The 23,819-nt window shown below is 48.3% G+C and carries 19 protein-coding genes, 1 pseudogene and 1 riboswitch; of the genes and pseudogenes, 8 read left to right on the plus strand and 12 right to left on the minus strand.

What is annotated here, in order from left to right; translation table 11 throughout:
* Positions 1-230: 230 nt before the first annotated feature.
* Positions 231-5,135 (plus strand): S8 family serine peptidase, encoded by a 4,905-nt coding sequence (locus KU855_RS09960; RefSeq protein ID WP_218530134.1) that lies wholly within the window; start codon positions 231-233, stop codon positions 5,133-5,135.
* A 67-nt stretch (positions 5,136-5,202) separates the two neighbouring features.
* On the opposite strand, the gene rsuA is transcribed toward KU855_RS09960, so the two are convergent.
* Positions 5,203-5,904, minus strand: coding sequence for a 16S rRNA pseudouridine(516) synthase RsuA (rsuA, locus tag KU855_RS09965; protein WP_218530135.1), 702 nt, complete (start codon positions 5,902-5,904; stop codon positions 5,203-5,205).
* 222 nt (positions 5,905-6,126) lie between these two features.
* Here rsuA and KU855_RS09970 point away from each other — a divergent pair, with 222 nt between their 5' ends.
* Together KU855_RS09970 and KU855_RS09975 are read left to right on the plus strand one after the other, a co-directional pair.
* Positions 6,127-6,534, plus strand: a complete 408-nt coding sequence (locus KU855_RS09970) for an SMI1/KNR4 family protein (RefSeq protein WP_218530136.1) — start codon at positions 6,127-6,129, stop codon at positions 6,532-6,534.
* Between the two features lie 25 nt (positions 6,535-6,559).
* The gene (locus KU855_RS09975) at positions 6,560-7,063 is read left to right on the plus strand and encodes a DUF4447 family protein (RefSeq protein ID WP_218530137.1); all 504 of its coding nucleotides are present in this window, start codon (positions 6,560-6,562) and stop codon (positions 7,061-7,063) included.
* Between the two features lie 60 nt (positions 7,064-7,123).
* On the opposite strand, the gene KU855_RS09980 is transcribed toward KU855_RS09975, so the two are convergent.
* Positions 7,124-9,706 carry a TonB-dependent siderophore receptor gene (locus KU855_RS09980; RefSeq protein ID WP_218530138.1) on the minus strand — a complete coding sequence of 861 codons (2,583 nt, stop codon included), beginning with the start codon at positions 9,704-9,706 and terminating at the stop codon, positions 7,124-7,126.
* Between the two features lie 270 nt (positions 9,707-9,976).
* On the opposite strand from KU855_RS09980, the gene KU855_RS09985 reads away from it, so the two are divergent.
* Both KU855_RS09985 and KU855_RS09990 read left to right on the plus strand, forming a co-directional pair.
* The gene (locus tag KU855_RS09985; RefSeq protein WP_218530139.1) at positions 9,977-10,441 is read left to right on the plus strand and encodes a DUF1456 family protein; all 465 of its coding nucleotides are present in this window, start codon (positions 9,977-9,979) and stop codon (positions 10,439-10,441) included.
* Between the two features lie 138 nt (positions 10,442-10,579).
* Positions 10,580-12,268 (plus strand): NAD-dependent malic enzyme, encoded by a 1,689-nt coding sequence (locus KU855_RS09990; protein WP_218530140.1) that lies wholly within the window; start codon positions 10,580-10,582, stop codon positions 12,266-12,268.
* Positions 12,269-12,327: 59 nt separating this feature from the next.
* Here KU855_RS09990 and KU855_RS09995 read toward each other — a convergent pair whose 3' ends face one another.
* Together KU855_RS09995 and KU855_RS10000 are read right to left on the minus strand one after the other, a co-directional pair.
* Positions 12,328-12,759 (minus strand): DUF3069 domain-containing protein, encoded by a 432-nt coding sequence (locus KU855_RS09995; protein ID WP_218530141.1) that lies wholly within the window; start codon positions 12,757-12,759, stop codon positions 12,328-12,330.
* Between the two features lie 16 nt (positions 12,760-12,775).
* Positions 12,776-13,309: a phosphatase PAP2 family protein gene (locus KU855_RS10000; protein WP_218530162.1), complete on the minus strand. Its 534-nt coding sequence runs from the start codon at positions 13,307-13,309 to the stop codon at positions 12,776-12,778.
* A 385-nt stretch (positions 13,310-13,694) separates the two neighbouring features.
* On the opposite strand from KU855_RS10000, the gene queG reads away from it, so the two are divergent.
* Positions 13,695-14,858, plus strand: a complete 1,164-nt coding sequence (queG, locus tag KU855_RS10005; RefSeq protein ID WP_218530142.1) for a tRNA epoxyqueuosine(34) reductase QueG — start codon at positions 13,695-13,697, stop codon at positions 14,856-14,858.
* Positions 14,859-14,883: 25 nt separating this feature from the next.
* Here the strand turns inward: queG and KU855_RS10010 are convergent.
* Positions 14,884-15,096: pseudogene (locus KU855_RS10010) on the minus strand (dodecin).
* 186 nt (positions 15,097-15,282) lie between these two features.
* Here KU855_RS10010 and KU855_RS10015 point away from each other — a divergent pair.
* Positions 15,283-16,173 carry a LysR substrate-binding domain-containing protein gene (locus KU855_RS10015; RefSeq protein WP_218530143.1) on the plus strand — a complete coding sequence of 297 codons (891 nt, stop codon included), beginning with the start codon at positions 15,283-15,285 and terminating at the stop codon, positions 16,171-16,173.
* 51 nt (positions 16,174-16,224) lie between these two features.
* Here the strand turns inward: KU855_RS10015 and KU855_RS10020 are convergent, their stop codons facing one another.
* From KU855_RS10020 to KU855_RS18865, 7 genes are all read right to left on the minus strand, one after another.
* On the minus strand, positions 16,225-16,950 hold the full coding sequence (locus tag KU855_RS10020; protein WP_218530144.1) for an HDOD domain-containing protein: 726 nt from the start codon (positions 16,948-16,950) through the stop codon (positions 16,225-16,227).
* Between the two features lie 135 nt (positions 16,951-17,085).
* A complete protein-coding gene (locus KU855_RS10025) occupies positions 17,086-19,026 on the minus strand; it encodes a TonB-dependent receptor (protein ID WP_218530145.1) in 1,941 nt (646 codons plus the stop codon).
* Between the two features lie 103 nt (positions 19,027-19,129).
* A riboswitch (cobalamin riboswitch) is annotated at positions 19,130-19,309 on the minus strand.
* A 49-nt stretch (positions 19,310-19,358) separates the two neighbouring features.
* Positions 19,359-19,598, minus strand: a complete 240-nt coding sequence (locus KU855_RS10030; RefSeq protein WP_218530146.1) for a hypothetical protein — start codon at positions 19,596-19,598, stop codon at positions 19,359-19,361.
* 211 nt (positions 19,599-19,809) lie between these two features.
* The gene (locus KU855_RS10035; RefSeq protein WP_218530147.1) at positions 19,810-20,490 is read right to left on the minus strand and encodes a type 1 glutamine amidotransferase domain-containing protein; all 681 of its coding nucleotides are present in this window, start codon (positions 20,488-20,490) and stop codon (positions 19,810-19,812) included.
* Between the two features lie 36 nt (positions 20,491-20,526).
* Entirely contained in the window at positions 20,527-21,684 is a 1,158-nt protein-coding gene (locus tag KU855_RS10040) for an iron-containing alcohol dehydrogenase (RefSeq protein ID WP_218530148.1), read from the minus strand.
* A gap of 417 nt (positions 21,685-22,101) precedes the next feature.
* Positions 22,102-22,668 carry a DUF5655 domain-containing protein gene (locus tag KU855_RS10045; RefSeq protein WP_218530149.1) on the minus strand — a complete coding sequence of 189 codons (567 nt, stop codon included), beginning with the start codon at positions 22,666-22,668 and terminating at the stop codon, positions 22,102-22,104.
* A 362-nt stretch (positions 22,669-23,030) separates the two neighbouring features.
* Entirely contained in the window at positions 23,031-23,153 is a 123-nt protein-coding gene (locus KU855_RS18865) for a hypothetical protein (protein ID WP_256260967.1), read from the minus strand.
* A 113-nt stretch (positions 23,154-23,266) separates the two neighbouring features.
* Between KU855_RS18865 and KU855_RS10050 the strand changes: the two genes are divergently transcribed.
* Positions 23,267-23,560, plus strand: coding sequence for a hydrogenase maturation nickel metallochaperone HypA (locus KU855_RS10050; RefSeq protein ID WP_218530150.1), 294 nt, complete (start codon positions 23,267-23,269; stop codon positions 23,558-23,560).
* Positions 23,561-23,819 lie beyond the last annotated feature (259 nt).

The following is a 23,819-nucleotide window of genomic DNA, read 5'->3' on the forward strand; positions in this document are numbered from 1 at the left end:
AGAACGACAAGCCAATGGGGGTGACAATTTGTATCAGCCCACAACATCCCCCCTGTCAACGGCCAGCTATAACACGCTGTTTTAAATCAATATTAATCTAATTGATACTTAGGCATAGGGTTTGACTATGAGGTTGATAGCCATAACGCATTGGATAAGTGTCGGACTTCCTGCAAAGAATCAGAGGTTATTTTTTAACAATTACGCAACCACCTTTCCAAGGGAAACACATGAAACTAAAAAAAATCAGCATGATGACTCTTGCTGCCTTGTACGCGGCAGGCGCTGGGAGCATCTCAGCCTCGCCGGCGATGCAAGGGCAGTCCGTCAATGGTATCAAGGCCGTTAACATCACGCCTGAAATATTGGCGCAAGCTAATCAAAAACCATTTCATCCAGCGATAGAAAAAGCCAATCGTCCAGGTCAGTCTGGGGTTAATATTCATCGTGCAATCCAATCAGGTAGTGCGAAAGTTCCCTTTCAGTGGGAGCAAGACATTGATGGCGAACACACCTATATCATTCAATTAACTGATGCACCGGTCGCGCTTTATCAGGGCGGTTTAGCGGGCTTTGAAGCAACCTCACCGCGCAGCCAGCAACCGAATATGCGCAGCAATCAACGCTACGGCGAATTAAACGCCAAGAGCCCAGCCGTCAAAAGCTATCGTCAATTTTTGACTGAACGCCAAGATATCGCGGCCAATCATATTCGCAGCGTGGCTCCACGCGCTGAGATTAAGCGTCGCTTTAACGTGGCCCTTAACGGTATGACCATGACGCTCACCCAGGCGCAAGCGGCCGAGATCGCTAATTTACCGAGCGTCAAAGCCGTCTCACGTGCCAAAAAATATGAATTATTTACCGACGTCGGTCCCAAGCACATTGGTGCCGATAAAATTTGGCAAGGCCAAGGGGTACCCAGTAATGTCCCCATGCGTGGTGAAGGTATCGTTGCCGGTATTATCGATACCGGGATTAACTCAGATCACCCCTCATTTGCTCCCATTGCGGCTGATGGCTATGCGCATCAAAATCCGCTGGGCGAAGGTAATTACCTCGGTGATTGTGTCGAATACCCTAGCATGTGTAATAGCAAACTGATTGGTGTTCGCTCCTACGATATCATCACTGATAGCTACAAAGATCCCGTCTTTCAACCAGACACGCCCGAGTGGGATGTGGACTATAAACGCCCGCCGACCGGTGAAGACTATAACGGTCATGGCTCTCATACCGCCGCGACCGTGGCCGGTAACATGCTGTACGATGTGGCCTATAAACTGGCTGAACCTAAAGAGCAAGGTAATGGTTTTGACACCCCACTAATTTTCCCTGAAGTCTCAGGTGTGGCTCCACGAGCTAACGTGATTTCATACCAGGTGTGCTATCCAGGTGATGGTAGTTTTGGCGAGCAATTTGGGGGGTGTCCGGGAGATGCCTTAGTCGCAGCCATTGAAGATGCCATTTTAGATGGCGTTGATGTCATCAACTTCTCAATCGGGGGCTTAGAAAGCCTGCCTTGGCATGACGCAATTGAAATGGCCTTCTTAGCGGCACGCGAAGCCGGAATTTCCGTGGCGGCATCGGCAGGTAACTGGGGACAATATGGCCCAGGCTACATCGACCACGTTTCCCCTTGGTTAACCTCGGTCGCAGCAAGCACCCATGGCCGTCAGATTGAGCCTATTGCCGGGCAATTGGCTGACTTTGTCGGTGAGAATGCACCCGCTGAGATCACAGGTTACGGCATCACGGGCAATTTCACTGGTACTATCGTCAACGCCGCTGACTTTGGTGATGAACTCTGTAATGAGCCATTTGCCGCCAACACCTTTGAGGCGTCGCACATAGTGCTGTGTAAGCGTGGGGATATCGCCCGAGTAGAAAAAGGGGTCAATGTCGCTGCCGGTGGCGCCGGTGGGGTGATCTTATATAATGCCCTCAACTGGGATAATGGCACGGGTAGCAATAGTTTAAACCTTAATGCCTTCCCTATTCCTGGCTTACATGTTGATTATAATGCTGGCCTTGATTTAGTCGAATGGGTCGGCGCCAGTCCAAGCAATCAAGCCACCATTTATACATCAGAAATCGTGACGACCGAGCGTGAAGCCGATGTGCTAGCTAACTTTTCTTCACGGGGACCAAGCCGTACCAATCCTGATGTGATGGTACCTAATGTGTCAGCCCCAGGCGTTGATGTGTTTGCCGCTTACGCCGATGAAATGCCATTTAGCATGTACCCATCGACCAGCGATTATGCCGCTATTAGCGGTACTTCGATGTCAGGCCCTCATGTCGCAGGCGCGCTCGCCTTGTTGACCCAAGCGCATCCAGAGTGGACACCGGCGATGATCCAATCGGCGCTGATGATGACCGCGGGTGCGGGTAAAACCCCTGGACGCGACAACAACTACGAGCCTATCTTGCTGGAGTCGAGCTTCTATGACATGGGCAGTGGTGTTATCAATCTTGAACGTGCGGTTAAAGCCGGTCTAGTATTAGATGAAAACGGAGATAACTACCGCGCCGCCAACCCTGCCGAAGGTGGCGATGTCACGGCCTTAAACATGGCCTATTTGGCCAACGCTAACTGCCAAGGCACTTGCACCTGGATGCGAACCTTTACCGCCACCGAAGATGGCCAATGGCAAGCGGCCACGGAAGTTATGACGGCTGAGGGTACGCCCTTCCTTGAATTAGATGTTTACCCTAAGAACTTCAACATTAGTGCTGGCCAAACCCAAAGCATCATGGTGACCGCCAAGATCTTAGATGTGGAATCTGTCAATGCGTCATCAGCGTTTAACGAAGTCTTTGGCAAGTTAGTGCTGACACCTAATGGTAGTGAGTTGCCCCAGCAACACCTGCCAATAATGGCACGTTTTAGTGGCAGCAACTTACCAAAAATCGTCTCAGGTCAAATCCACCGTGACACAGGCACCATGTTAACGCCTGAGTTATTTAGCAAAGAAATCAGCAATTTAAACATTAAAGTCAGTGGCTTAGTGGCGGGTGAACTCGAAACTCATAGCTTTGGTTATCCTGATGATTATGACTTTAAAGAGCCTGAAACCTTAATGAACAACAAGGGCATTAACGTGCGCTTTTTCGATATCCCTGAAGGCACGAAACGTGTGGTTTGGGAGCAGGTATCTGAAGAAAAAGGCATGGCGACCTCCCTTGATATCGGTATGGACCTCAATGACAATGGATTAGTCGATTGGTTTGATGAGGCCATTTGTTATTCGTTTACCGATGTACAAGAGTACTGTGCGATTAACGATCCTATCCCTGGTCGTTACTGGGTGATGGTCGGTAACTACCAACGCAATTACTTTGGCGACGCCGAAGTATTCAAAGAGGTGGTGACCAGCTTAGCCATTATTGGCGATGTGGATAGCAACAACTTAAGCGTCACCGGTCCACAAACCACTGACGGGTTAACCCCGTACCAGTTGCAATTAGATTGGGATCTTGTTGATGCCAAGCAAGGTGACCGCTTCTATGCACAGGTCGAGGTAGGTAATAGCGCCGATAACATCGGTAATCTCGGCAAAATGGCCATTAATTTAATCCACACCGGTGACGATGTGGTGGTCAATGCGAGTCAAGCACAAGCGGCTGAAGGCGACATCGTCTCCTTTACTGTCGACATGGCAGCTAACACCTTAGGACTTGAGCGTAATGTCAATCTGGCGTTAACCTTACCTAACGGGCTGCAATTGATTGAAGACTCACTTCAGGTGGCGAGCAATAACCAAGATCTGCGCGATCAACTGGCTATTACCGGCCAACAACTGAGCTTATCGACCACCCAAATGGCCAGTAATGCCCAGCAACGAGAGTATCAGTTCACCACCAGTGCCGACGATTTAACCTGTCGCATTCCTATTGGTAGCAATCCTTACTACCTTGATCTGTATAAAGAAGCCTATATCGAGCCGCTGTTTGATATCCAAGGCTACGCGAATCAAGGCATGTTGCTGCCCCTGAGTGCATTTGGTATCGATAGGATCCCGCTGTATAACAACGATCCTCGTTACATGGAAAGCGATACCCTTAACATTTCTCCGGCCGGTTTCATTCAACTCGATAGCACGCCATTATTCTGGCCAGCACATTATCCTATGGATGCAGCTTTCTTCCCAGATACTGTGATTGCCCCGCTGTGGCGTGGCGACGGCTTTATGTTGCCTGAGTTCAATATGGACTCAGAATCCTATGATGGTGTCTCGCTTGCAAGCACCTCTGATGGCCGCTATCTGATTGTTGAATGGGATAATATGCGCCAAGAAATGGCTTGGGGAATTAACTTCGACCCCGATCCTGATGCGCGTTATAGCTTTGAGTTGTTAGCCTCAAGCGAACTAAACTTCGCCCCAGGTGAGCATGAAATTATCTTTGCATATGACAAGATCACCGGTAATAAGTCCCACTTAGGTTCTATCGGTACCCATGGTTTCCATGGTCCACGAGGCACCTTCGGTCCGTCTTATGGTTACATTGGTGATAGCGTCGCCTTTAACAATGTTGATGAGGTCGTCAGCGAAGGACTCGTCATCTGTGGTAACTACTTTGGTCCTGAGCAATCGGCCATAACCATGAGCTTTGACGCCCGCGTCAGTGCCAGTGGTGTCGGCCAAACCTTGGCCGTTGCAGTCACCAGTGATTACACCGGCAGCAACAGTGTGACCAGTGTGGCTGAAATCAAGGTGCCCTCAAATCTGAGCCTAGGTAGCCTCAGCGATATGCAAACATCTGAAAACACAGCGGTAAGTTTTGAAGTGATGGTACGTGACCGTGAAAACAGTGCCAATGGCATTGAGGTCATGGGTGAACATATCACTGCCGAGGTGGTTGGTAATCAAGTCACTATCACCCCTGAAGCCGATTGGCATGGTGAAACCTTAGTCACGGTGAAGGTGTTTGATTTAGCCTTCAACAATGATGCGGTGGCTAGCGACTTTACCTTAACGGTGATCTCAGATGGTGTTGAACCTACACCTGAGCCAGAGCCAACGCCTGAGCCAACGCCAGAACCAGAAATTAACTCTGATGGTGGTAGTTTAGGTGGCAGCCTGTTAGTGCTGTTAGGGCTAGGGGCGTTAATCCGTCGTCGTCAATCATAAGCTGTCATCCTTGATTGACAAAAGGGCTTGCCATTGGCAAGCCCTTTTTTATGAGGATAGCTGACGATTATGCTTGAATGCTGGCGACTTCCGCCGCAGTTAACTCGCGCCACTCGCCTTGCGCTAACTCGCCATCTAAGGCAATTGCCCCAATTTGTTCACGATGTAAACCCACGACTTTATTGCCAACCGCGGCAAACATCCGCTTTACCTGATGATACTTACCTTCGTGAATGGTCAATAACGCCTGATGTGACGACACAATCTCAAGTTGGGCCGGCAGGGTTAACTGATCTTCGCCGCGCAGCGCCAAACCCGCGGCAAATTGGGCAATTAATTCTTCCGTTAAAGGATCGGCTAATGTCACCCGATAACGCTTCGCACAGTGTTTTTTAGGGGAGGTCACCTGATGAGACCATTGACCATCATCGGTGATTAACACCAGGCCGGTGGTGTCGACATCGAGGCGACCGGCAATATGCAATTTCTCGACTTGCGCCACATCCACTAAGTTCATCACCGACAAATGCACTTCATCTTGGGTAGAGCAAATATACCCTTGAGGCTTGTGAAGCATAATGTAACGAGCACCCAGCAATTGGATAATCTCATCATTAAAGGTCACCACACTTTCATCGACCAGTTGTAATGACGCATCCTTAACCATGATGCCATCGACTTTGATCTCTCCACGCTTCAGAGCACGTTTAGCTAAAGAGCGGCTCAAGCCCGTAGATTCACATATATATTTATCAAGACGCACAGTCATTACCCATTACCATCAAATAAGCGGCGATTATAGCCAATGGCAGCTCACATGGCTTGTGATACCGTCATTAATGTCAAAATATCGCTGGGTGACATGCTCAAAGACGGCTATCAAGGTGAAGCCATTGCCACGGTTTTATTGGCGAGCAGGCGATAAACGATTGGCAAGATGATTCCGGCTCACGCTATACTGCCGCTAATATCTTGATAGTGAACATTCGCCATGCATGAACTGATTGAACGTCTGCAACAACTTAACCAAACCGTCCCTGTGCCGTTGGAACTGCCTGAATATGACCAACTGGTCGATGCCGAAGAGCAATTACTGATTGGACTGCCAAAAGATCTCAAGCAATATTTGCTTCAAGCCAGCGATGTCGTCGTTGGCCGTATCGAACCGGTGACCGTCGCTGACCCGAGCTCTCACACCTATTTACCCGAGGTGGCCGCTTACGCTTGGTCGATTGGTTTACCACGGGATTTACTCCCCATTTGCCAGATTGACGATGATTTTTATTGCATAGATCAAGAAGGTCAGGTTTATTTATGGCAAGATGGCTACCTAGATGAAGAGACCACATGGGAATCCTTCTGGGAATGGGTGGACAATGTGTGGCTAGCCCACTGCTGATCGATAAAGCAATAGGAAAATAATTATGGCAAAGCAACCTGATTTAAACGCTGTTGAAATGCAATATTTGCGCATGTCACTTGGCCTAAACCCAGCACAACTTGCGCAACTAACGCAAACCACAGAAGAGCAAGTGTTAGCCTGGGAATCGGGAGCGACCATCGCACCTGAATTAGTACAGAAAAAACTATTAGAAATTGACGAAACCATCGAACTGCGAGTTGCCGATACGTGTGATGGTATTGAAACCTTATTCAAGCAAGAACCTAAGCGGCGCTTAGCATTTGTGGTGTATCCCACTCAAGCGGTGTACACCCAATATAACCCTGAGTTCTTAAGCTCATTACCCCTCACAGAGCTCTACACCACTTGCGCATGGCGTATCAAAAAAGAATGTAAGCTTATTTTGGATGTTGAGGTCACCTTGGTCCAGTTAGACGCCGAAGCCTATAAAAGCTATCGCGCCGAGCATAGTTTAGGTGAAAGCCCTAACAACCGTGCGAAATGGGCCGCGACACAAATTGGCTAATTCGCCCCAGCCATCTTATAAAAAAGCGGCATCATTGCCGCTTTTTTAATGGCGATTCAGTTAGAACTGATAACGCACTGAGCCATAAACCACGGCCCCTAGCGCCGAGTGAGTGGCTTGATCATAACCCATAAAGTCGGCTTCGCTGAATGGTGGATCTTCATTGAAGAGGTTATTACCGCCAACCGTCAGGGTCCAATGATCAAACCCTACGTAGCTGGCATTGACATCCAAGGTCGCCATGGAATCAATGGTGCGATCAGCGCCCGCATCCAAGCTGTCTTCAAATTCACCGATATAATTCAAGCGCGCCGCAGTCTGCCAATCGCCTATATTCCAATCCATCCCCGCCACCCAGCGGAATTTAGGGTGTTGAAACTCACCGGCTAATTGTCGCTTACTGCCATCGGCACGGGTTTGATCAAATGAATTGACCCAGGTCAGATTGTAACTAAAGTTGAAATCCCCCGCGCTAGCGGTTGGCATAACATAGTTAACATTAAAATCGACACCATCGGTAGTTTGGCCACCCAAGTTTTCAAACTTGTCATAAATTTCAATGATGCGACCCGGGACGCCAGCCGCAGCGGGCTCACGTTTCACCACGGCGGGATTATTACCCTCGTTATCAAGCAAGTATTGGGTATCTGAGGTAATCAAACCGGTTTGGTCATAATTCCAATAATCTATGCCAGCGCTTAAGCCATCGGTGATTTCCCAAACAATACCAAAGTTATAAGAGGTGGATTTTTCAGGTTGTAAATCAGGGTTACCACTAAATATCACCGTGCGCTCTACCGGCTTACAATCTTCTTCTAAACCAGTTAATGGACAACGGGTATTATCAATCAAGCTCGGGGATTCTTGAGTCGAACCGAGCCCTAACTGTACCAACGAGGGAGCCCTAAATGCCTTACCCCAACTGGCGCGCATGGTCAGAAAATCGGTGGGGGTAAATAATAAGGCAATTTTTGGTGTCGTGGTATTACCAAAGTCCGAATAATTCTCGTAGCGCACGGCTAACTGAGCCTCGAGGGTTTCCATTAACGGCACCCCAAACTCAGCAAATAACGAAGTTTGATCACGCGAACCGCTAGCCTCTGTCGCTTCGGTTCCAAAAATTTGGCCGCGACGGAATAACTCATCGGGTCTATCTTCAAGCTTCTCTTCACGGTATTCAAAGCCCACAGCCATGCCCACCGCGCCCGCTGGCATCTCAAAGATTTCTCCCGCTATCTTGCCATCAAAGGCAGAGGTCGTGGATTTACCATTACGCGTGGTTTGCACGCTAATATCATCGATAACCGCTTGAGATTGCGTCTGTGATAATGGATTAAACTCGCCGGCATTAATCGATGCCTGTAATTGCGGTGTCCATACAAAGCCTTGGGTTCCGAACTCTTGGTTTCTATTCCACGAATAGGTATAAGCCAATTGCCATTCCCAATCCGCTAACATGCCATCAAGCCCCAAGACGACGCGGGCACTGTTGGATTCCGCTTCTTTTTTGCGCGTTCCGGCCTCGGTTAAACGCCGACGCATGGTGATATCTTCACCGGGGAAAGGGTTCACTGCGGCATCACTGGTAAAAAGTGGGTTATCTGCCAACATATAAAACTCACCAAACGATGGGCTCGCAGCGCCTTTCACCACACTTTCATTATGCTGATACATGAGTTCAGCAAACATTGATAACTCATCATTAAACTCATAGGTTTGAAATACCGACAAGCCAACTCGAGAAGTTTCAGGAATCGATGTCATCACCGGAGCGTAATCAAACCGGCAAAATGCGCCATTGATGCTCGATGCAGGACAATTAACATCCGGCGTCCAGTTAAACACATCCGACTTAGGTAAAATTGAGCCATCAGCCCCTACGGTTGCCGGAATATAAGTGCCAGGATTGCCTGCGGACGAGCGGAAATCTGAACCGCCATTGGGCGTTTGATTGGCCGAATTTGAGTAATCGCGATCACCAAACAGGGTTTCGTTTTCTTTAAAATAATCAAGAATCACTGTCGTGTGAGCTTTATCAGATTGAGTGCCCCACAGCATAGAGCCAGCGACTTGGCCACCGCCATCTTCCACGGTATCAGATACCTTGGCATTAATTTCAAACCCTTCGAAATCTTTCTTTAAAATGATGTTGATAACACCCGCAATCGCGTCGGAGCCATAGGTGGCCGATGCGCCATCTTTGACGATATCGATGCGCTTAATGGCTGACATGGGGATCGCATTAATATCAACAAAGGCAGTATCAATATTTTTGGCGAATGAATTGACGGCAATACGTCGACCATTCAATAAGACTAAGGTTGCATCCGCCCCTAAACCACGTAATGACACCGCCGCCCCACCATTGGAGGTATCGTCGGAGTTATTCCCTTGGGTGGAAAAAGTACCGTTACCGGAAATAGGTAGTTTACGTAATAATTGCGACACATCTTGAGCGCCCGATTTAATAATATCATCAGCACTGATCACAGTAATTGGCGAGGCGCCTTCTAAATCAATTCGCTTAATATGCGAACCCGTCACTTCAATTTTCTCAATGGTTTCTTCGGCCATGCTAGGTGCTGCCATCACGGTTAATACCGCCAGCGCACAGGCGTGTTTAGCCCGAGGTTGTGATTTCATTATGAGTCCCTTTTGGTCATTATTTGCTTGTTGATTTCTTTTATTTTACTCGTCACCAAATTGCTGCAATTTAACCATTTGGCAACAATAAGCTAATGCTTTATTAGCTAAAGTCAATCATGGCTTAATGGATCACGGGGGTTCAAAGAATTGCCTGACGCTCAATCGACCTAAATGCCAATTTTATGCTATGCTTGCGAGCAATATTTCAACAGACATCAGTGGCTAAAGCAGGCCACCAAGCTATTGCACTTTAGGTGCAGGAATCACATGATAAATAACGATAAATTCAGACAAATTCGCTACGTCTTCAATTACAACAACACCCATGCGTTAAAAATATTTAAACAAATGGGTGCGCCGATGACTGACGACGAATTATTGGCCTTCATGAAAAAAGAAGAAGATCCTGGGTTTGTCTTACTCAGTGATGAACTGTTATGTCGTTTTTTAGATGGCATTATTATTGAGAAACGTGGCCTCAAAGAAGGCGCAGAGCGACCAAAACCACTGACTGAGCTCAATAACAATATGATCTTACGCAAGCTTAAAATTGCCCTGCAGTTAAAAGATGATGATATTTTAGCCGCACTGAAACTTGCCGATTTTCGTTTATCTAAATCAGAATTAGGGGCTTTATTCCAAAAGCCTGAACATAAAAATTATCGCCACTGTGGTGACCAGATTTTACGCTATACCATTAAGGGGCTAGGGCTCATTCATCGCGAGCAATAATCACCACTTAACCGCAGTACTCGACTGCTTTTTAGCTATGATTAAAAAGCAGTCGACAAAAAGACTACAAAGATCACATTCCGTGTTAATCTTAAGGCATTGAACGTCTCATCACTACAATGCTAAGCAAGGTTTACCATGGAAGATAATAAACGCCCGCTGTATCTCCCCTTCGCCGGTCCAGCCATTCTTGAGGCTCCCTTAATTAACAAGGGTAGCGCCTTTACCGAAGAAGAGCGGATATTCTTTAATCTGGAAGGACTCGTACCTCATGCCATTGAAACTATTGAAGAACAGGCATCGCGGGCCTATGATCAGTTCAAAAGTTTTTCAAATGATCTGGATAAACATATTTATCTTAGAAATATTCAAGACACTAACGAAACCCTATTCCATCGCTTAATTCAAAATCATATTTCCGAGATGATGCCTATCATCTACACCCCCACAGTGGGTCAAGCCTGTGAGCGTTTTTCTAAGGATTACCGCCGCAATCGGGGCTTATTTATTTCTTACCCCAACAAAGAGCGCATTGACGATATTCTCAATAACTCAACCCGTCACAAGGTTAAGGTTATTGTGGTCACCGATGGCGAGCGGATCTTAGGCTTAGGTGACCAAGGGATTGGCGGCATGGGTATACCTATCGGCAAACTGTCACTGTATACCAGTTGTGGCGGGATCAGTCCGGCATATACCTTGCCTATCACTTTAGATGTTGGCACCGACAACCCAAATTTATTAGAAGATCCCATGTATATGGGCTGGCGCCATCAGCGCATTGGTGGCGATGAGTATGCCGAGTTTATTGAAGCCTTTATGCAAGCAGTTCAACGCCGCTGGCCTGATGCACTGATCCAATTTGAGGATTTTGCCCAGAAAAATGCCATGCCATTATTAGAGCGCTATAAGGATAAATATTGCTGTTTTAATGATGACATTCAAGGCACCGCCGCGGTCACCGTAGGCTCACTACTGGCGGCATGTAAAGCCGCGGGCAGCCAATTGAAAGAGCAACGCATTGCCTTTTTAGGCGCAGGCAGTGCCGGTTGCGGCATTGCCGAAGCCATCATTGCGCAAATGGTGTCAGAAGGCATTAGCGATGAGCAGGCCCGCAGTCAAATATATATGGTCGACCGCTGGGGACTGTTGTTAGATAACATGCCGAACCTGCTCAACTTCCAAGCTAAATTAGCCCAAAATGCTGAGCTTATTCATACCTGGCGCGGCAACAACGATAATATCTCATTATTAGATGTGGCCAACTTCGCCAAACCGACGGTATTAATTGGGGTCAGTGGTGCGCCGGGACTGTTCACCGAAGAAATCATCAAGGCCATGCACAGTCATTGTCCGCGACCAATAATCTTCCCACTTTCAAACCCTACTAGCCGTGTGGAAGCCACCCCGAAAGACATTATTTGCTGGACCCAAGGTCAAGCATTAGTAGCAACGGGCAGTCCATTTGAACCTGTGGTCTATGATGGCGTGACCTATGAAATAGCCCAATGCAATAACAGCTTTATATTCCCAGGGATTGGTCTTGGGGTATTAGCTAGCGGCGCCCGTCGTGTCAGTGACGAGATGCTGATGGCCTCCAGTCGCGCCTTGGCAGAATGCTCCCCCCTCGCCATTGACGGTGAAGGCGGTCTGTTGCCGAAGTTGGAAGATATTCATGCGGTCAGCCAATACATCGCTTTCGCAGTCGGTCGAATGGCGATGGATCAAGATTTAGCCTTGCCCACCTCCGATGACATATTACGCCACGCCATTGAAAGCAATTTCTGGCAACCTGAATACCGTTATTATAAGCGCACCTCGTTCTAGAAACGCTGTTCCATAAAAAACCGCACACTGTGCGGTTTTTTTATGGCGCCTAATGGGGGTTAGGCAATCACTTGCTTAATGCTATTAAGCATAGAACGATCGGTACGGGCCTTTTTGAGTTTCTTAATGCTCTCTTTCAGCGCCTGCTCTATCAGCTTAGCGAAGATACCAGCATAGGCCTGCTCATTAACTTCGTCATCAGAGTCTTGACGTTCAGCAATCTCCTGCCCCGCCATGGTCAACTTCAACCAGGCATGACCAATAAAAAAGCCATGAAACTCAGCCTCACTAATTAACGCCCGAGCACTGGCCGGAATAGCCTGATAGTGCTGCACAAATAAGCCATCATTATCGACAATTAATTGCTCATAAAGATCGGCAAAGGCCTCATGCAAGTTTTGCGGCATCTCATCCATCGGCAATACTTTTGCAGACACATTAAAGGCAGCCAATCTGGCTGTCTCTCGGTATTGGGCACTTTTATCCGTCATAGTCATTCTCTATCGATTAGAAACGGCCGCTAATATACAGACCATATTGGCCATTGCCTACTATTGGTATCACATTTATGTCTTGATAAGGGTCGGTGAAGTACCAGCCAGCCAATGCGCCAATGGCGGCGCCCGCTAACACATCACCGAGATAATGCTTATCACTTTCGACACGGCTATAGGCCACAAATGTGGCACCGACATAGGCTGGCAGGCCATATTGCCAGCCATAGCGCTGTTGTATAAACGTCGCCGCCATAAAGCTATCTGTGGTGTGGCCTGACGGGAAAGAGTCATTGCCACTGCCATCGGGTCGCTCTTTATCAATAGCAAACTTGAGGCCTTCGGTGACTAATCGTGCCGAGACTGCCGCCTTGGCGAATTGCCACATGCCTTGATCGCCGTCCTCATAAAACACGGTGGCGGCCAGCGCTGTCGCTGGTAGGGCCAAGTGAACGATATCGCCACTGGTTTCGAGGCTAGAGCTTGCCCATAGCTGACTTGAAAATATTAATGACGTTGCCGCCACCTGCCATTTTATCACTGGCATCCACTTTGTTATTCCCACCACTACCTATCCTTATTTCAAGCCTGCGGCTGTCGTCCTCAATTTAAGTACAATACCAGCAAGTGATCTAGCACAGGACATGAGACTGACAGCTCTGAGCGACCGGCAGGCTTGTTGCTGCGACATTTACTGTTATGACCGATGTTGCTACTTTTATGTCGTCACTTATAAGCTCGAGATCAGCAAGGGGCCACTATCTAGCCCAATTGACGCCGATAAGGTCAGCCAAGCTGTTTAAGTCACAAAAATAGGCGGCAATTATGCCAAAACTCGCAGGGATTAGCCATGTGCCAGCGATACACAACAGATTTGGCGCCAAGCCATTGCCAAGGTAAACTAGCCGCAAGACTTCAAAACCGAACATGTGATGCCTGCTGCCTGCCCTTTATCCACCCATCATCTCGCTCAACTCGCCTCGGACATTAAACAATGGGGACAAGAATTAGGGTTCGCCGCGATTGGCATTACCGACACGGATCTTCGCGCTGAAGAGCCAGCTTTAGCGGCATGGCTTGCGGCGGATTATCATGGTGACATGCATTACATGGCGCAGCACGGCATGATGCGTGCTCGCCCCCAGGAGCTACACCCTGGTTGCTTGCGAGTCATCAGCGCCAGAATGGACTATTTACCAACCAATGCCCGCTTTACTCGGCAACTGAATGATCCGACCCATGGCTATATTTCGCGCTATGCCGGCGGCCGCGATTATCACAAACTCTTACGCCAACGCCTCAAGAAACTCGGCGACAAAATTGCACAAGTGCTGAGTACTTATAGTGAATTTAGCCCCGATTATCGGCCCTTTGTCGACTCGGCGCCGATCTTAGAGCGACCACTGGCGCAAAAAGCCGGCCTTGGCTGGACCGGCAAACACAGCTTGTTACTCAATGAGCACGCCGGTAGTTGGTTCTTTTTAGGTGAGTTATTGATAAATTTGCCTCTGCCAGTTGACGCTCCGAATCAGCAAGACTGCGGTGCCTGCACGGCCTGCATCACCAGTTGCCCGACTGCGGCTATCGTAGCGCCTTATACTGTCGATGCACGCCGTTGTATTTCATACCTTACCATTGAACTGGATGGGCCGATCCCCCTTGAGTTTCGGCCATTAATCGGCAACCGTATTTATGGTTGCGATGACTGCCAATTAGTCTGTCCTCATAACCGTGATGCACCGTTAGGGCAAGAGCCAGACTTTCAAACTCGTGAGGTGTGGCAAGATAGCCAATTGTTAAGTCTATTCGCTTGGGATGAGGCGCAGTTTTTATCACGGACTGCCGGCAGCCCGATCCGCCGTATTGGCCATAGACGTTGGTTGAGGAACCTTTCGGTGGCTTTAGGGAATGCGCCTAGCAGCCCCGACATCATCGCGGCGCTAAAAGCTAAACTCATTGAATTTGCCGATGATGCCATGCTAACAGACCATCTCACCTGGGCGTTGACTCGCCAACAGGCACCCGCTGACCATGCCAGGCGTAAAACCGCCCGCTTAATCCGCATTATCGAAAAAGGATTAAGCCGCGACGCCTAAACGCCGATGGCTCAATCACTAACGCCTAACCATGCGGCGTTAATGTAAATCCAAGTTTAATCGTCACCTGCCAATGGGCCACCTGATTATTATCGAGGTGGCCACGGGTCTCTACCACCTCAAACTAGCGTAAATGGTCTAACGTTTCTGCCGCCGAGGCAATGGCGTTTTTGACCGCCTCGTCACTGCTGATAGGGGAAGAACCGGTTAATTCAATGATTTTGTAGGTATGGCTCATAAGCGACTCCGAGTAATTTTTAATCAGTATAGCCGCTATCGGTTTTTTACGAGCTCGAGCAAAAATGTTTAAACAAATATCATAATAATGTAAATTTAAGCTTCCAACCATCTAGACGTCCAGAAGTTTACTGTGCTAATCTTGACCACATCCTACACAAAAACTAAGCGCCTAAGAGTAGCCATTATGATAGAGCTAAGACATTTACGTACCCTTGTCGCCCTTCAACAAAGCGGTAGCCTGGCGGCTGCAGCAAAGATCCGCTTTGTGACTCAATCCGCGCTATCTCATCAAATTAAAGAGCTAGAAACTCGCATTAACTCGCAAGTCTTTATTCGTAAAAGCAAGCCACTGTGCTTTACCGAAGAAGGCAGTCGACTCCTGCGCTTAGCCGAAGATATCTTACCTAAAGTGCAACACACGGAGCAGCTACTCAAGCACGGATTAGATCAGCTGCCGCCGACCATTCGCGCTGCCGCTCATTGGCCCGTATTAAACGGTTGGTTATCACAGGTGGTAGAACACGAAGACAGCATACTGAGTGATGCCCAACTGCAACTGACCTGCCAGCACCCGCAAGCCGCGCTAAAATCACTGGTCGCGGGCCACCAAGATCTGGTGCTGACTTCCAAGCTGTCTAGCGATGCGGCACTGGCATATCAACATGTGTTTGATTATGAAATTCGCTTACTGGTCGCCGCAAACCACCCGTTAGCCGAACATCAACATATCCATGCCCAAGATTTACAAGGGAGCACCTTATTTAGCTTTCCTGTGATGCCGGCTAAGTCAGAATTAGTCCAGCATTTCTTAGAGCCTGCAGGCGTTGAGATTAAGCAAGAAATTGCCTGTGATAGCTTGCAGCAAGTGGCCAAATTATTGCTGCAAGAGCAAGGGGTCGCCGCCTTGCCACATTGGGCAGTCAATGAACTCAAAGCCTACCCATTAGTCAGTTTGACCTTAGGGGTAAAAGGCTTCTACAGACCCTTATTTGCCGCATACCGCCGCAGCGACGCGCTCAATCAACCCTTGCAAGCCTGCATTCAGGCCCTCAGTCAACAAGGCCAGGGGCATTAAACTAACCACAAACAATTAAGGCGCCCATCGGCGCCTTAATGTTATCTCAAGTTATAGTGGATTAAGCAATAATCCCCGCCGCGACAGGACCCTGCGTAATATTAACCCCGGGGAATTGGGGTTGGCTGAGTTACTCAAGTTGTGGGCAATTAAAAATTCATCTCGCAAGTCTTGATCTAAATCTAAAGCTTGGAACGCATCTAAAGTTAATGATTGTTGTTCATTATCAATAATGCTTTTCATCACCTCTAATGGGATGGTTTGCTCGGCTTCTGCATTTAAATAAGAAAACGCGGTTAACGCAATAATCTGACCGAAAACACTAAATAGGGATATGGTTTGTAATTCATCCGCATCCACCTTAGCTTCATCGAGCTCTTTAAGACTCAGCATCGCATCTTCGGCAATGCTTTCATTGAGCTTCCAATAACCAAACACTAACTTTTTATAAGGTTGTGGCAACTCATCTAAGCGTTCTTTTAAATAGAAAGTGAAGGCATAGCGGTAAATATTGACTTGGCCAAGTCGAATTAATGCGTCCTTTAAACTGCGGTTTTTACCTTGACCACTGCTGGTGCTCGCGGTATTGGACCGCCATAATAAATGCCCAGCTAAGGCTGGATCACTTGCGACAATATCGATGACGTTTTGAATATCACCATCGGCAATAATGGCTTTTTTCAATGGCAGTAAGGTGCCTTTACGTCCCAGTATTTGCTCTTCGTTGCCCATAATGGCCCGAATTTGATTGAATACCAACTGCTCTAATTCTGTCATGGTAATGAAATAGCCTAATTATGATTATTGTTATCCTGTATCAACTACCTAAAAATAACCATAGGGTTAGGCTTTTACAAGTTTTCAATGCCACTAAATGAAGAAAGTGCCGATCACAGCTGATCGGCACTCAATTTAGAATTGATATTGCAAGGTCAATTGCACGTTGCGGCCGCTCCCCGAATAGTAACCGTTGCCATATTCACTGTAGTAACTAGCAGCAACATATTGCTTATCTAACAAATTATCGATACGCAAACCAAGACGCCAGTGGTCACGATAATAATTGGTGGCGAAGTTCACTAAGCCATAACCGGGTAATTTATCACCCAGATTAGCACTGTCACCTTCGACAAAGCGCGACGAGTTCACAATGGTTTCCACTTGCCATTGCCAATGATCGCCGAGGGTCTGGCTCAGCTGGAGTCGACCACTATGGGGCGCGACCCAAGATAAGCGTTTACCTTGATTTTCGCCTGCGGTTAAGCTGGCATCGATATACTGATATTCGGCTATGAGCTCCATATCAAAGGCCATTTGCCAACCTAAGCGGCTATTCACCCCATAGCGCCTCGAGGCTTCAGCATTGATATTGGCACCGCTAAATGGCCCACCGTCAGGAGTCAGTGCGGGGTCATTATCAAAAATGATTTCATCTTCTAAATCGAGACGATAAATATTGAGGCCAACATTGAAGTCAGTATAAATCCAGTCGACACCGGCCTCATAAGAACGCCCAGTTTGCGGCTTGAGACCCGTGATCCCCTTGGGGGTGTAGGCTTGTTCATCGACTTTGGCAAAGCGGAAGTTATCGTCCATGCGCACATACCACCGCTGCGCTGCGCTCGGACGATAATTTAACCCCAGCTCAAATGCCGTTGCATCTTGCGATAAGTCCACCCCGTCTGGGTAGACATTATCATCAAAGAGCCGATCGCGGGCCTCGGCGTAACGGCCGCCGACCACATAACTTATTCGTGATGACAGTGGCACGGTCGCTTGTACATAACCACTACTCACGGTTTGAGTATTTTCTCGACCAAAGCTAAATGCCGACGTCCCTCGACTAAAATCTCCTCCCACAATCACAGTCATCGCGCCATGCTCAGTAGGGAAACTCGCCAGCGCCTTAGGCATAACACTCAGTAAACTGCGTTCATTGCGACCGCGACTACCCCAGTTCATCGAGGTTACTAGGCTATCGCTGTAATCGAGATCAGCCGACAATGCCCAAATTGACGTGAGTTGATGACTGGCCCCCATACGCCAAGCTTGAGTCATATCATGCTGATAATCTTGGCTGGCAGGATCCGCTGCCTGACGAGGATCATGTAAAAATTGCGCTAAGGTTAATGCCCCTGGCGATTGCACTTTATTGTCAAAGTAGCTGGCTTCCGCATAGAAGTGAGTCGCGCTCGAATCATAATTAATGCGAGCTAATACAGAACCGGTTTGCGAGTCATTATGATCCCGGTAGTTATCCGACTCATGGTAATTCGCTGAGCCGTAATAACTCCAAGCCTGATTTATGCGACCGTAAGCATCTCCTTGAGCTTGATAGCTATCGAAACTGCCGCCACCTAATTGGAGAGTTGCGCCGGTATTTTCTGGCTGACGAGTAATAATATTGATCACCCCACCCACCGCCTGATCGCCATACAGCACCCCAGCACTGCCAGACAAGACTTCAATACTTTGCACTAAACTCAGAGGGATGGCGCGCAAGGCCGGTGCCGCGATATCGATATTATTGAGTCGCCGCCCATCGACCAAAATTAAGGTATTACTGGCCGCTTGTGCGCCGGTAAATCCTCGCATAGCAATGGTGGCTTGGGTGTTGTTATCTGAGATTTGAATGCCATTAATACCGCGCAGCAAATCCGTAAGATTGCTGGCGCCACTGTTGGCAATGGCCAGTTCATCCAATACTTGGACATTAGCCGCCATGCTCATGACATCACTGTCGGCACGGCCTAAGACTAAGATATGTTCTGGATCACGGCTATCCGCGAATGATTGGCCGCATAAGATCAGGCCGAGTAAAGCAGCGATTGGCGTCGCTTGGGTATATTTCATGTTCCCATTTACCTTTTTTTGTTAGGAAATGGGGCAATATCGCCGCGCCGCAGGCAGCAAGGTGCCTGCGTGAAATCGCATCTCAGGACTTGCCCACCGAAATCACTGAAATCGCTTTGAAGGCCGGTCTCCGGACTGAGGTTCTGCTGACGCACATAAACAGTTATTCAACGCCAAAGCGCACTGTTTACTCACCATTCACCGTTGCGGGGGCAGTATCAGCTTCGCACTGATTTCCCGATTATCCCACTCAAAAGTAGGCACCATTCAAAGTTGACGAGTGCAAAAAATTTGCGCAGGAATTATAGACGTCTACACGTATGAATGTCTAACTAATTTGAATTTTCATCTACCTGACCGTCTTGGCTATAGAGTAAATGATCGTTGGCAAGATAAGACAGATACCAGGCGCCACCTAAGCAGCTGGCTGACACGGCCAATAATATGGCATAACCTAAGGGGATAAATAGCGCCATCAGCCCAATGCTTAAACAGACAACTAAGGTTAATACCAGCCCTAGCATTAATGACTTAGCCCGAGTCACTGGCAATGACATCTCTTGACTATCCATAGAAAATACTCCGCAGTGTTCCATTTGCGATAACATCCATTGCGCTCATCCTAGCGCTGTGGTGACCATAACAAATTGCCGCCAAATTACCAACCGAATTTACAAAACAAACATCAAATTATGCGCAGTTATTCGCCACAACTGGCCAATGTGACCACCCCTCACACTGGCCTTGCTACTCGGATAGCACATGCCATCATCAACGCCTAGCTTAGGGGATGAATTGCGCCATCATAGCATCAGCCACGGCGACCGAAGATGCGGGATTCTGGCCGGTGATCAGATGACCACTCTGGCTCACAAAACTGCTCCAATCATCGCCTTTGGCATACAAGCCACCATTGGCTTTCAACATGTCCTCGACCAAAAATGGAACCACTGCAGTTAACTGCACTGCGGCTTCTTCGCTATTACTAAAGCCAGTCACCGACTTACCCGCAACCAGCGCACTGCCATCTTGCGATTTCACATGCTTGAGCGCCGCGGGGGCATGGCATACCAAGCCAATGGGTTTATGCGCTCCATCAAAGGCTTCTATCAAGGCTATCGAGTCCTTGTCTTCGGCCAAATCCCATAATGGCCCATGCCCGCCCGGATAAAACACGGCGTCATAATCGGCGGCCACCACATCTCGCAACCTTAACGTGCCAGCAAGGTGTGCCTGGGCCACAGTATCTCGACTAAAGCGCACGGTGGCATCCGTGTGTGACTCGGGTGCATCACTGTTAGGATCTAACGGAGGTTGGCCACCTAACGGCGATGCCAGCACCAGCTCATGACCTTGATCTTTAAACGCATAATACGGTGCCGCAAATTCTTCTAGCCAAAATCCGGTCTTCAGTCCTGTGTTCCCAAGCGTGTCATGGGAGGTCAATACAAATAATATTTTCATAACGTCATCCTGTCTTAATGGCTACATCGGCTCGAATTACAAGGCCAAGGTTAAAATGTCACGACTCTTGCTGATATCAATATCTTCATGCTCACCTAAGGCAACCATGCCGTGTTGCTGCAACTGGCTCAGCACTTTTTCAATATCATCAACACCTAAGTCATAATCAGATAAGCGGGTCGGTAATCCCATGGCCTCAAAATACTCACGAGTATTGACAATCGCTTGGCTGATCTTTTGCTGTTCACTCCCCTGGTGGATGTTCCATACCCGTTCGGCATATTGCAGTAACTTGGCCCGCTTAGCGGCTTGAGTGACAGTCAATAAGGATGGCAGCACAATCGCCAAGGTGCGAGCATGATCTATGTTATATAAGGCGGTCAGTTCGTGCCCTATCATATGGGATGCCCAATCATGGGGGACACCCGAGGCTAAGGTGCCATTGAGTGCCGTGGTGGCTACCCACATCAAATTAGCTCGAATATCATAATTTTGCGGATCGCTAAGCGCTTGCGGCCCTAACTCAATCAAAATTTGCAGTAAACCTTCAGCAAACTTATCTTGCACCGCGGCATTGACCGGATAGGTTAAATACTGTTCGGTAATATGAACAAAGGCATCCACTACGCCATTAGCCACTTGGCGTTCAGGCAAGGTGAAGGTTTTGCTGGGATCTAAAATCGAAAATTGCGGATAAACACACACGCTACGGAAGGGTAATTTGGCCTGTAACGATTGGCGGGTGACCACGGCGGCATTATTCATTTCACTGCCGGTGGCCGGTAAGGTCAATACCGCCCCTAATGGCATCGCCTTGTTCACCTTGGCGCCAAAGCTTTGAAGAATTTCCCATGGGTCACCGTCATATACCGCGGCAGCGGCAACAAACTTAGTGCCATCGATCACCGATCCTCCGCCGACGGCTAGCAAAAAATCAATCTGCTCTTGTTTAACCAAGGTCACCGCCTGCATCAGGGTTTCATCACTGGGGTTGGGCTCAATACCGCCAAACTCAAACACCTGTCGTTGACCCAAAGCTTGATGCACTTCATCTAAGGTGCCACTACGACGGGCGCTATGACCGCCAAATAAGATCAATACCCTAGCATCAGTGGGCACCAGTTGTTGTAACTGTTGCACTTGACCCTGACCAAAACAAATACGGGTAGGATTGTAGTAATCAAAATTGAACATAGCTAACTTTTCCAGTAAGGAGCCACTTGAACAACTCGTGATGTCCTGACTCAACGACGATGCTTATGCACCACAACATCGCCAGCATAGGACAAATTAGACCGGTCGTCTAGCTTTGTGTCAACTCAGGGGATAATCCTATGACTCATTAGTAATAATCATAATAAACATAGTGTTAAATTACATTTCAGTGAAACGCCAACCTTAAGATCAGCGCCAATATTGAGTCAGCAGCTTGGCTGTCATCAGAGATGAATTGCTTGCTTCTCCGCGCGATGCCCTAGTTAAGTGAGTCTCTTGGACTGCAAGCGTTCAAGATAGAAGTGCATCAACCCCTTCTACAGCCCGTGACTCGCAGCGGCAAACGCGCAGCAACACTCCATAGCATAACCTGCCGAATGAGCCTTGAATCAACGCTTAACTGGCTGCCACATAGGCGGCCTTGAGCCATCCGATTAACTCTGCATCAATCTCATCGGTCGAACTCACTCGCACCGTGTATTGACACATGCGGCCTACCGGCATAACTTTTAAGCGCACAGAATCCTCAAGTTGTTTCACATTCAAGCCGATTTCCAATTGGGTGTTGGTGGCCGGACCTATCATGCAAAACTGCTTTTTGCAGCGATAGCTGATGTAGGTTTTTTTGGGAGCACTTTCAAACTCGCCCAATACTAGCAATTGCTGCAACAAGGCTTGATGAATTGGCAATAGGTGGGCTTTTTTATCAAGGTACAACGAACTTAGAGGATCCGCATCTGGATGCTCATCCAAGGCTGCCGAGTTGGCTTGCTTCGCTACATGAACCAAGGTATTGGCATCGCCATGGCCCATATTGAGCTCATTTTTTAACATGGCCACCAACTCGCCATGTTTACTTAATGGACTTTGTTGCACCAAAGCCACCAATTCAGCGAGTGACTTTTGGGTCCGTTTTTCGATATTAGCAAGTTGAGTCGCTAACGCTTGGGTAGGATCGGCCATGAGTGCCCCTCGGATACGTAAAACCACTAAATCGGTAATAGTTGTGATATTAAGTTAACTTTAGCTAACATGCACACTAATTGACCAATCTATAACCTTAACTGCGATTGCCGAAACTTTTCTCGCCATGACACCGATGGCTTCTCAGCATTGAGGCTCGGTTGCCTCATCGCTGACATCAGCAGGTTTGCTACATGCTGAGCATCATTGCTTGAATGCTCAATCATCGCCATCAGAACCCCATACAATAAGGCGATCACATATCCTGCTCAGCAACATCTCATCGTGCGAGATCACCAACAATCCCAGTTGCCGATCCCGTTCGCGGCCTGTGCGAACTCTACGGATTTGAGCCCTATGATTTAGCCAATAAAGGCAGCTTTATCCTCGCGCTGCCACAAACGCAGGCCCAGCAGGCGCTTGATATCCACAAGCAATTTGAGATTTGCCGTGGCGCCGCTCATATCGGTCAGGTTATTGAGCATGCGAGCCCTGCAGCGACGAATACCCCATCAGGGAAAGTGATCCTGCGCTCGGCTTGGGGTGCCAGTCGTTATCTGGAGATCCCCCAAGGTGAACGGCTACCGAGGATCTACTGATGCATGACTACTCCATCGTCTCAGCACTGATTGAACAGTGTCAGCTGCATGTGAGCAATCATCAGGCAAACAGCATTGTCAGAGTGGCGCTCAAGGTGGGGGTATTCAGCGGGGTTGAGCCTTCGTTGCTGCAAACGGCGTTCGATACCTTCAAACTGGAGGGGATTTGCCGAAACGCTGAGCTGAAACTCACCATCCAGCCGCTACGGCTGCAATGCCATGACTGCGGCGGCGACGCTGAGCCAACTAGCCGCACGATAGTTGGCCCAGCTTGCGGCAGTTTTAATACGTAAGTGGTGGATGGCGCAGATCTCTATTTAATGGCGCTGGAGCTCGTTGACTAACTGAATGAACAACCACAATGGTCACTCATCTAGCACCGCCATCATGCGGCGCTAGCCGCTAAATGAGTGGCTGCGTTTTCATTGATAACGCTCGGTCGCCACTCGAATTGACCAAACTAATCATCAATTTAGGCCGGCACTGATTATTCCCGTTACTTAGCTCGCCAAAACAGCGATAATGCCGCCATTATACTGGATGCTGAATGGC

It is taken from the genome of Shewanella sp. NIFS-20-20 (genome assembly GCF_019209865.1).
Taxonomy (GTDB): Bacteria; Pseudomonadota; Gammaproteobacteria; order Enterobacterales; family Shewanellaceae; genus Shewanella.

Bases quoted from the DNA above. Each gene is read 5' to 3' on its own strand.
- KU855_RS10000 (WP_218530162.1), bottom strand. From the start codon at position 13,309: ATGCCAGTGATAAAATGGCAGGTGGCGGCAACGTCATTAATATTTTCA.
- rsuA (WP_218530135.1), bottom strand. From the start codon at position 5,904: ATGACTGTGCGTCTTGATAAATATATATGTGAATCTACGGGCTTGAGC.
- KU855_RS10035 (WP_218530147.1), bottom strand. From the start codon at position 20,490: ATGAAAATATTATTTGTATTGACCTCCCATGACACGCTTGGGAACACA.
- KU855_RS09980 (WP_218530138.1), bottom strand. From the start codon at position 9,706: ATGAAATCACAACCTCGGGCTAAACACGCCTGTGCGCTGGCGGTATTA.
- KU855_RS18865 (WP_256260967.1), bottom strand. From the start codon at position 23,153: ATGCTCAATAACCTGACCGATATGAGCGGCGCCACGGCAAATCTCAAA.
- queG (WP_218530142.1), top strand. From the start codon at position 13,695: ATGCCTGCTGCCTGCCCTTTATCCACCCATCATCTCGCTCAACTCGCC.
- KU855_RS10045 (WP_218530149.1), bottom strand. From the start codon at position 22,668: ATGGCCGATCCTACCCAAGCGTTAGCGACTCAACTTGCTAATATCGAA.
- KU855_RS10015 (WP_218530143.1), top strand. From the start codon at position 15,283: ATGATAGAGCTAAGACATTTACGTACCCTTGTCGCCCTTCAACAAAGC.
- KU855_RS10040 (WP_218530148.1), bottom strand. From the start codon at position 21,684: ATGTTCAATTTTGATTACTACAATCCTACCCGTATTTGTTTTGGTCAG.
- KU855_RS10050 (WP_218530150.1), top strand. From the start codon at position 23,267: ATGCATGACTACTCCATCGTCTCAGCACTGATTGAACAGTGTCAGCTG.
- KU855_RS09985 (WP_218530139.1), top strand. From the start codon at position 9,977: ATGATAAATAACGATAAATTCAGACAAATTCGCTACGTCTTCAATTAC.
- KU855_RS09960 (WP_218530134.1), top strand. From the start codon at position 231: ATGAAACTAAAAAAAATCAGCATGATGACTCTTGCTGCCTTGTACGCG.
- KU855_RS10020 (WP_218530144.1), bottom strand. From the start codon at position 16,950: ATGACAGAATTAGAGCAGTTGGTATTCAATCAAATTCGGGCCATTATG.
- KU855_RS09970 (WP_218530136.1), top strand. From the start codon at position 6,127: ATGCATGAACTGATTGAACGTCTGCAACAACTTAACCAAACCGTCCCT.
- KU855_RS09975 (WP_218530137.1), top strand. From the start codon at position 6,560: ATGGCAAAGCAACCTGATTTAAACGCTGTTGAAATGCAATATTTGCGC.
- KU855_RS10030 (WP_218530146.1), bottom strand. From the start codon at position 19,598: ATGGATAGTCAAGAGATGTCATTGCCAGTGACTCGGGCTAAGTCATTA.
- KU855_RS09990 (WP_218530140.1), top strand. From the start codon at position 10,580: ATGGAAGATAATAAACGCCCGCTGTATCTCCCCTTCGCCGGTCCAGCC.
- KU855_RS09995 (WP_218530141.1), bottom strand. From the start codon at position 12,759: ATGACGGATAAAAGTGCCCAATACCGAGAGACAGCCAGATTGGCTGCC.
- KU855_RS10025 (WP_218530145.1), bottom strand. From the start codon at position 19,026: ATGAAATATACCCAAGCGACGCCAATCGCTGCTTTACTCGGCCTGATC.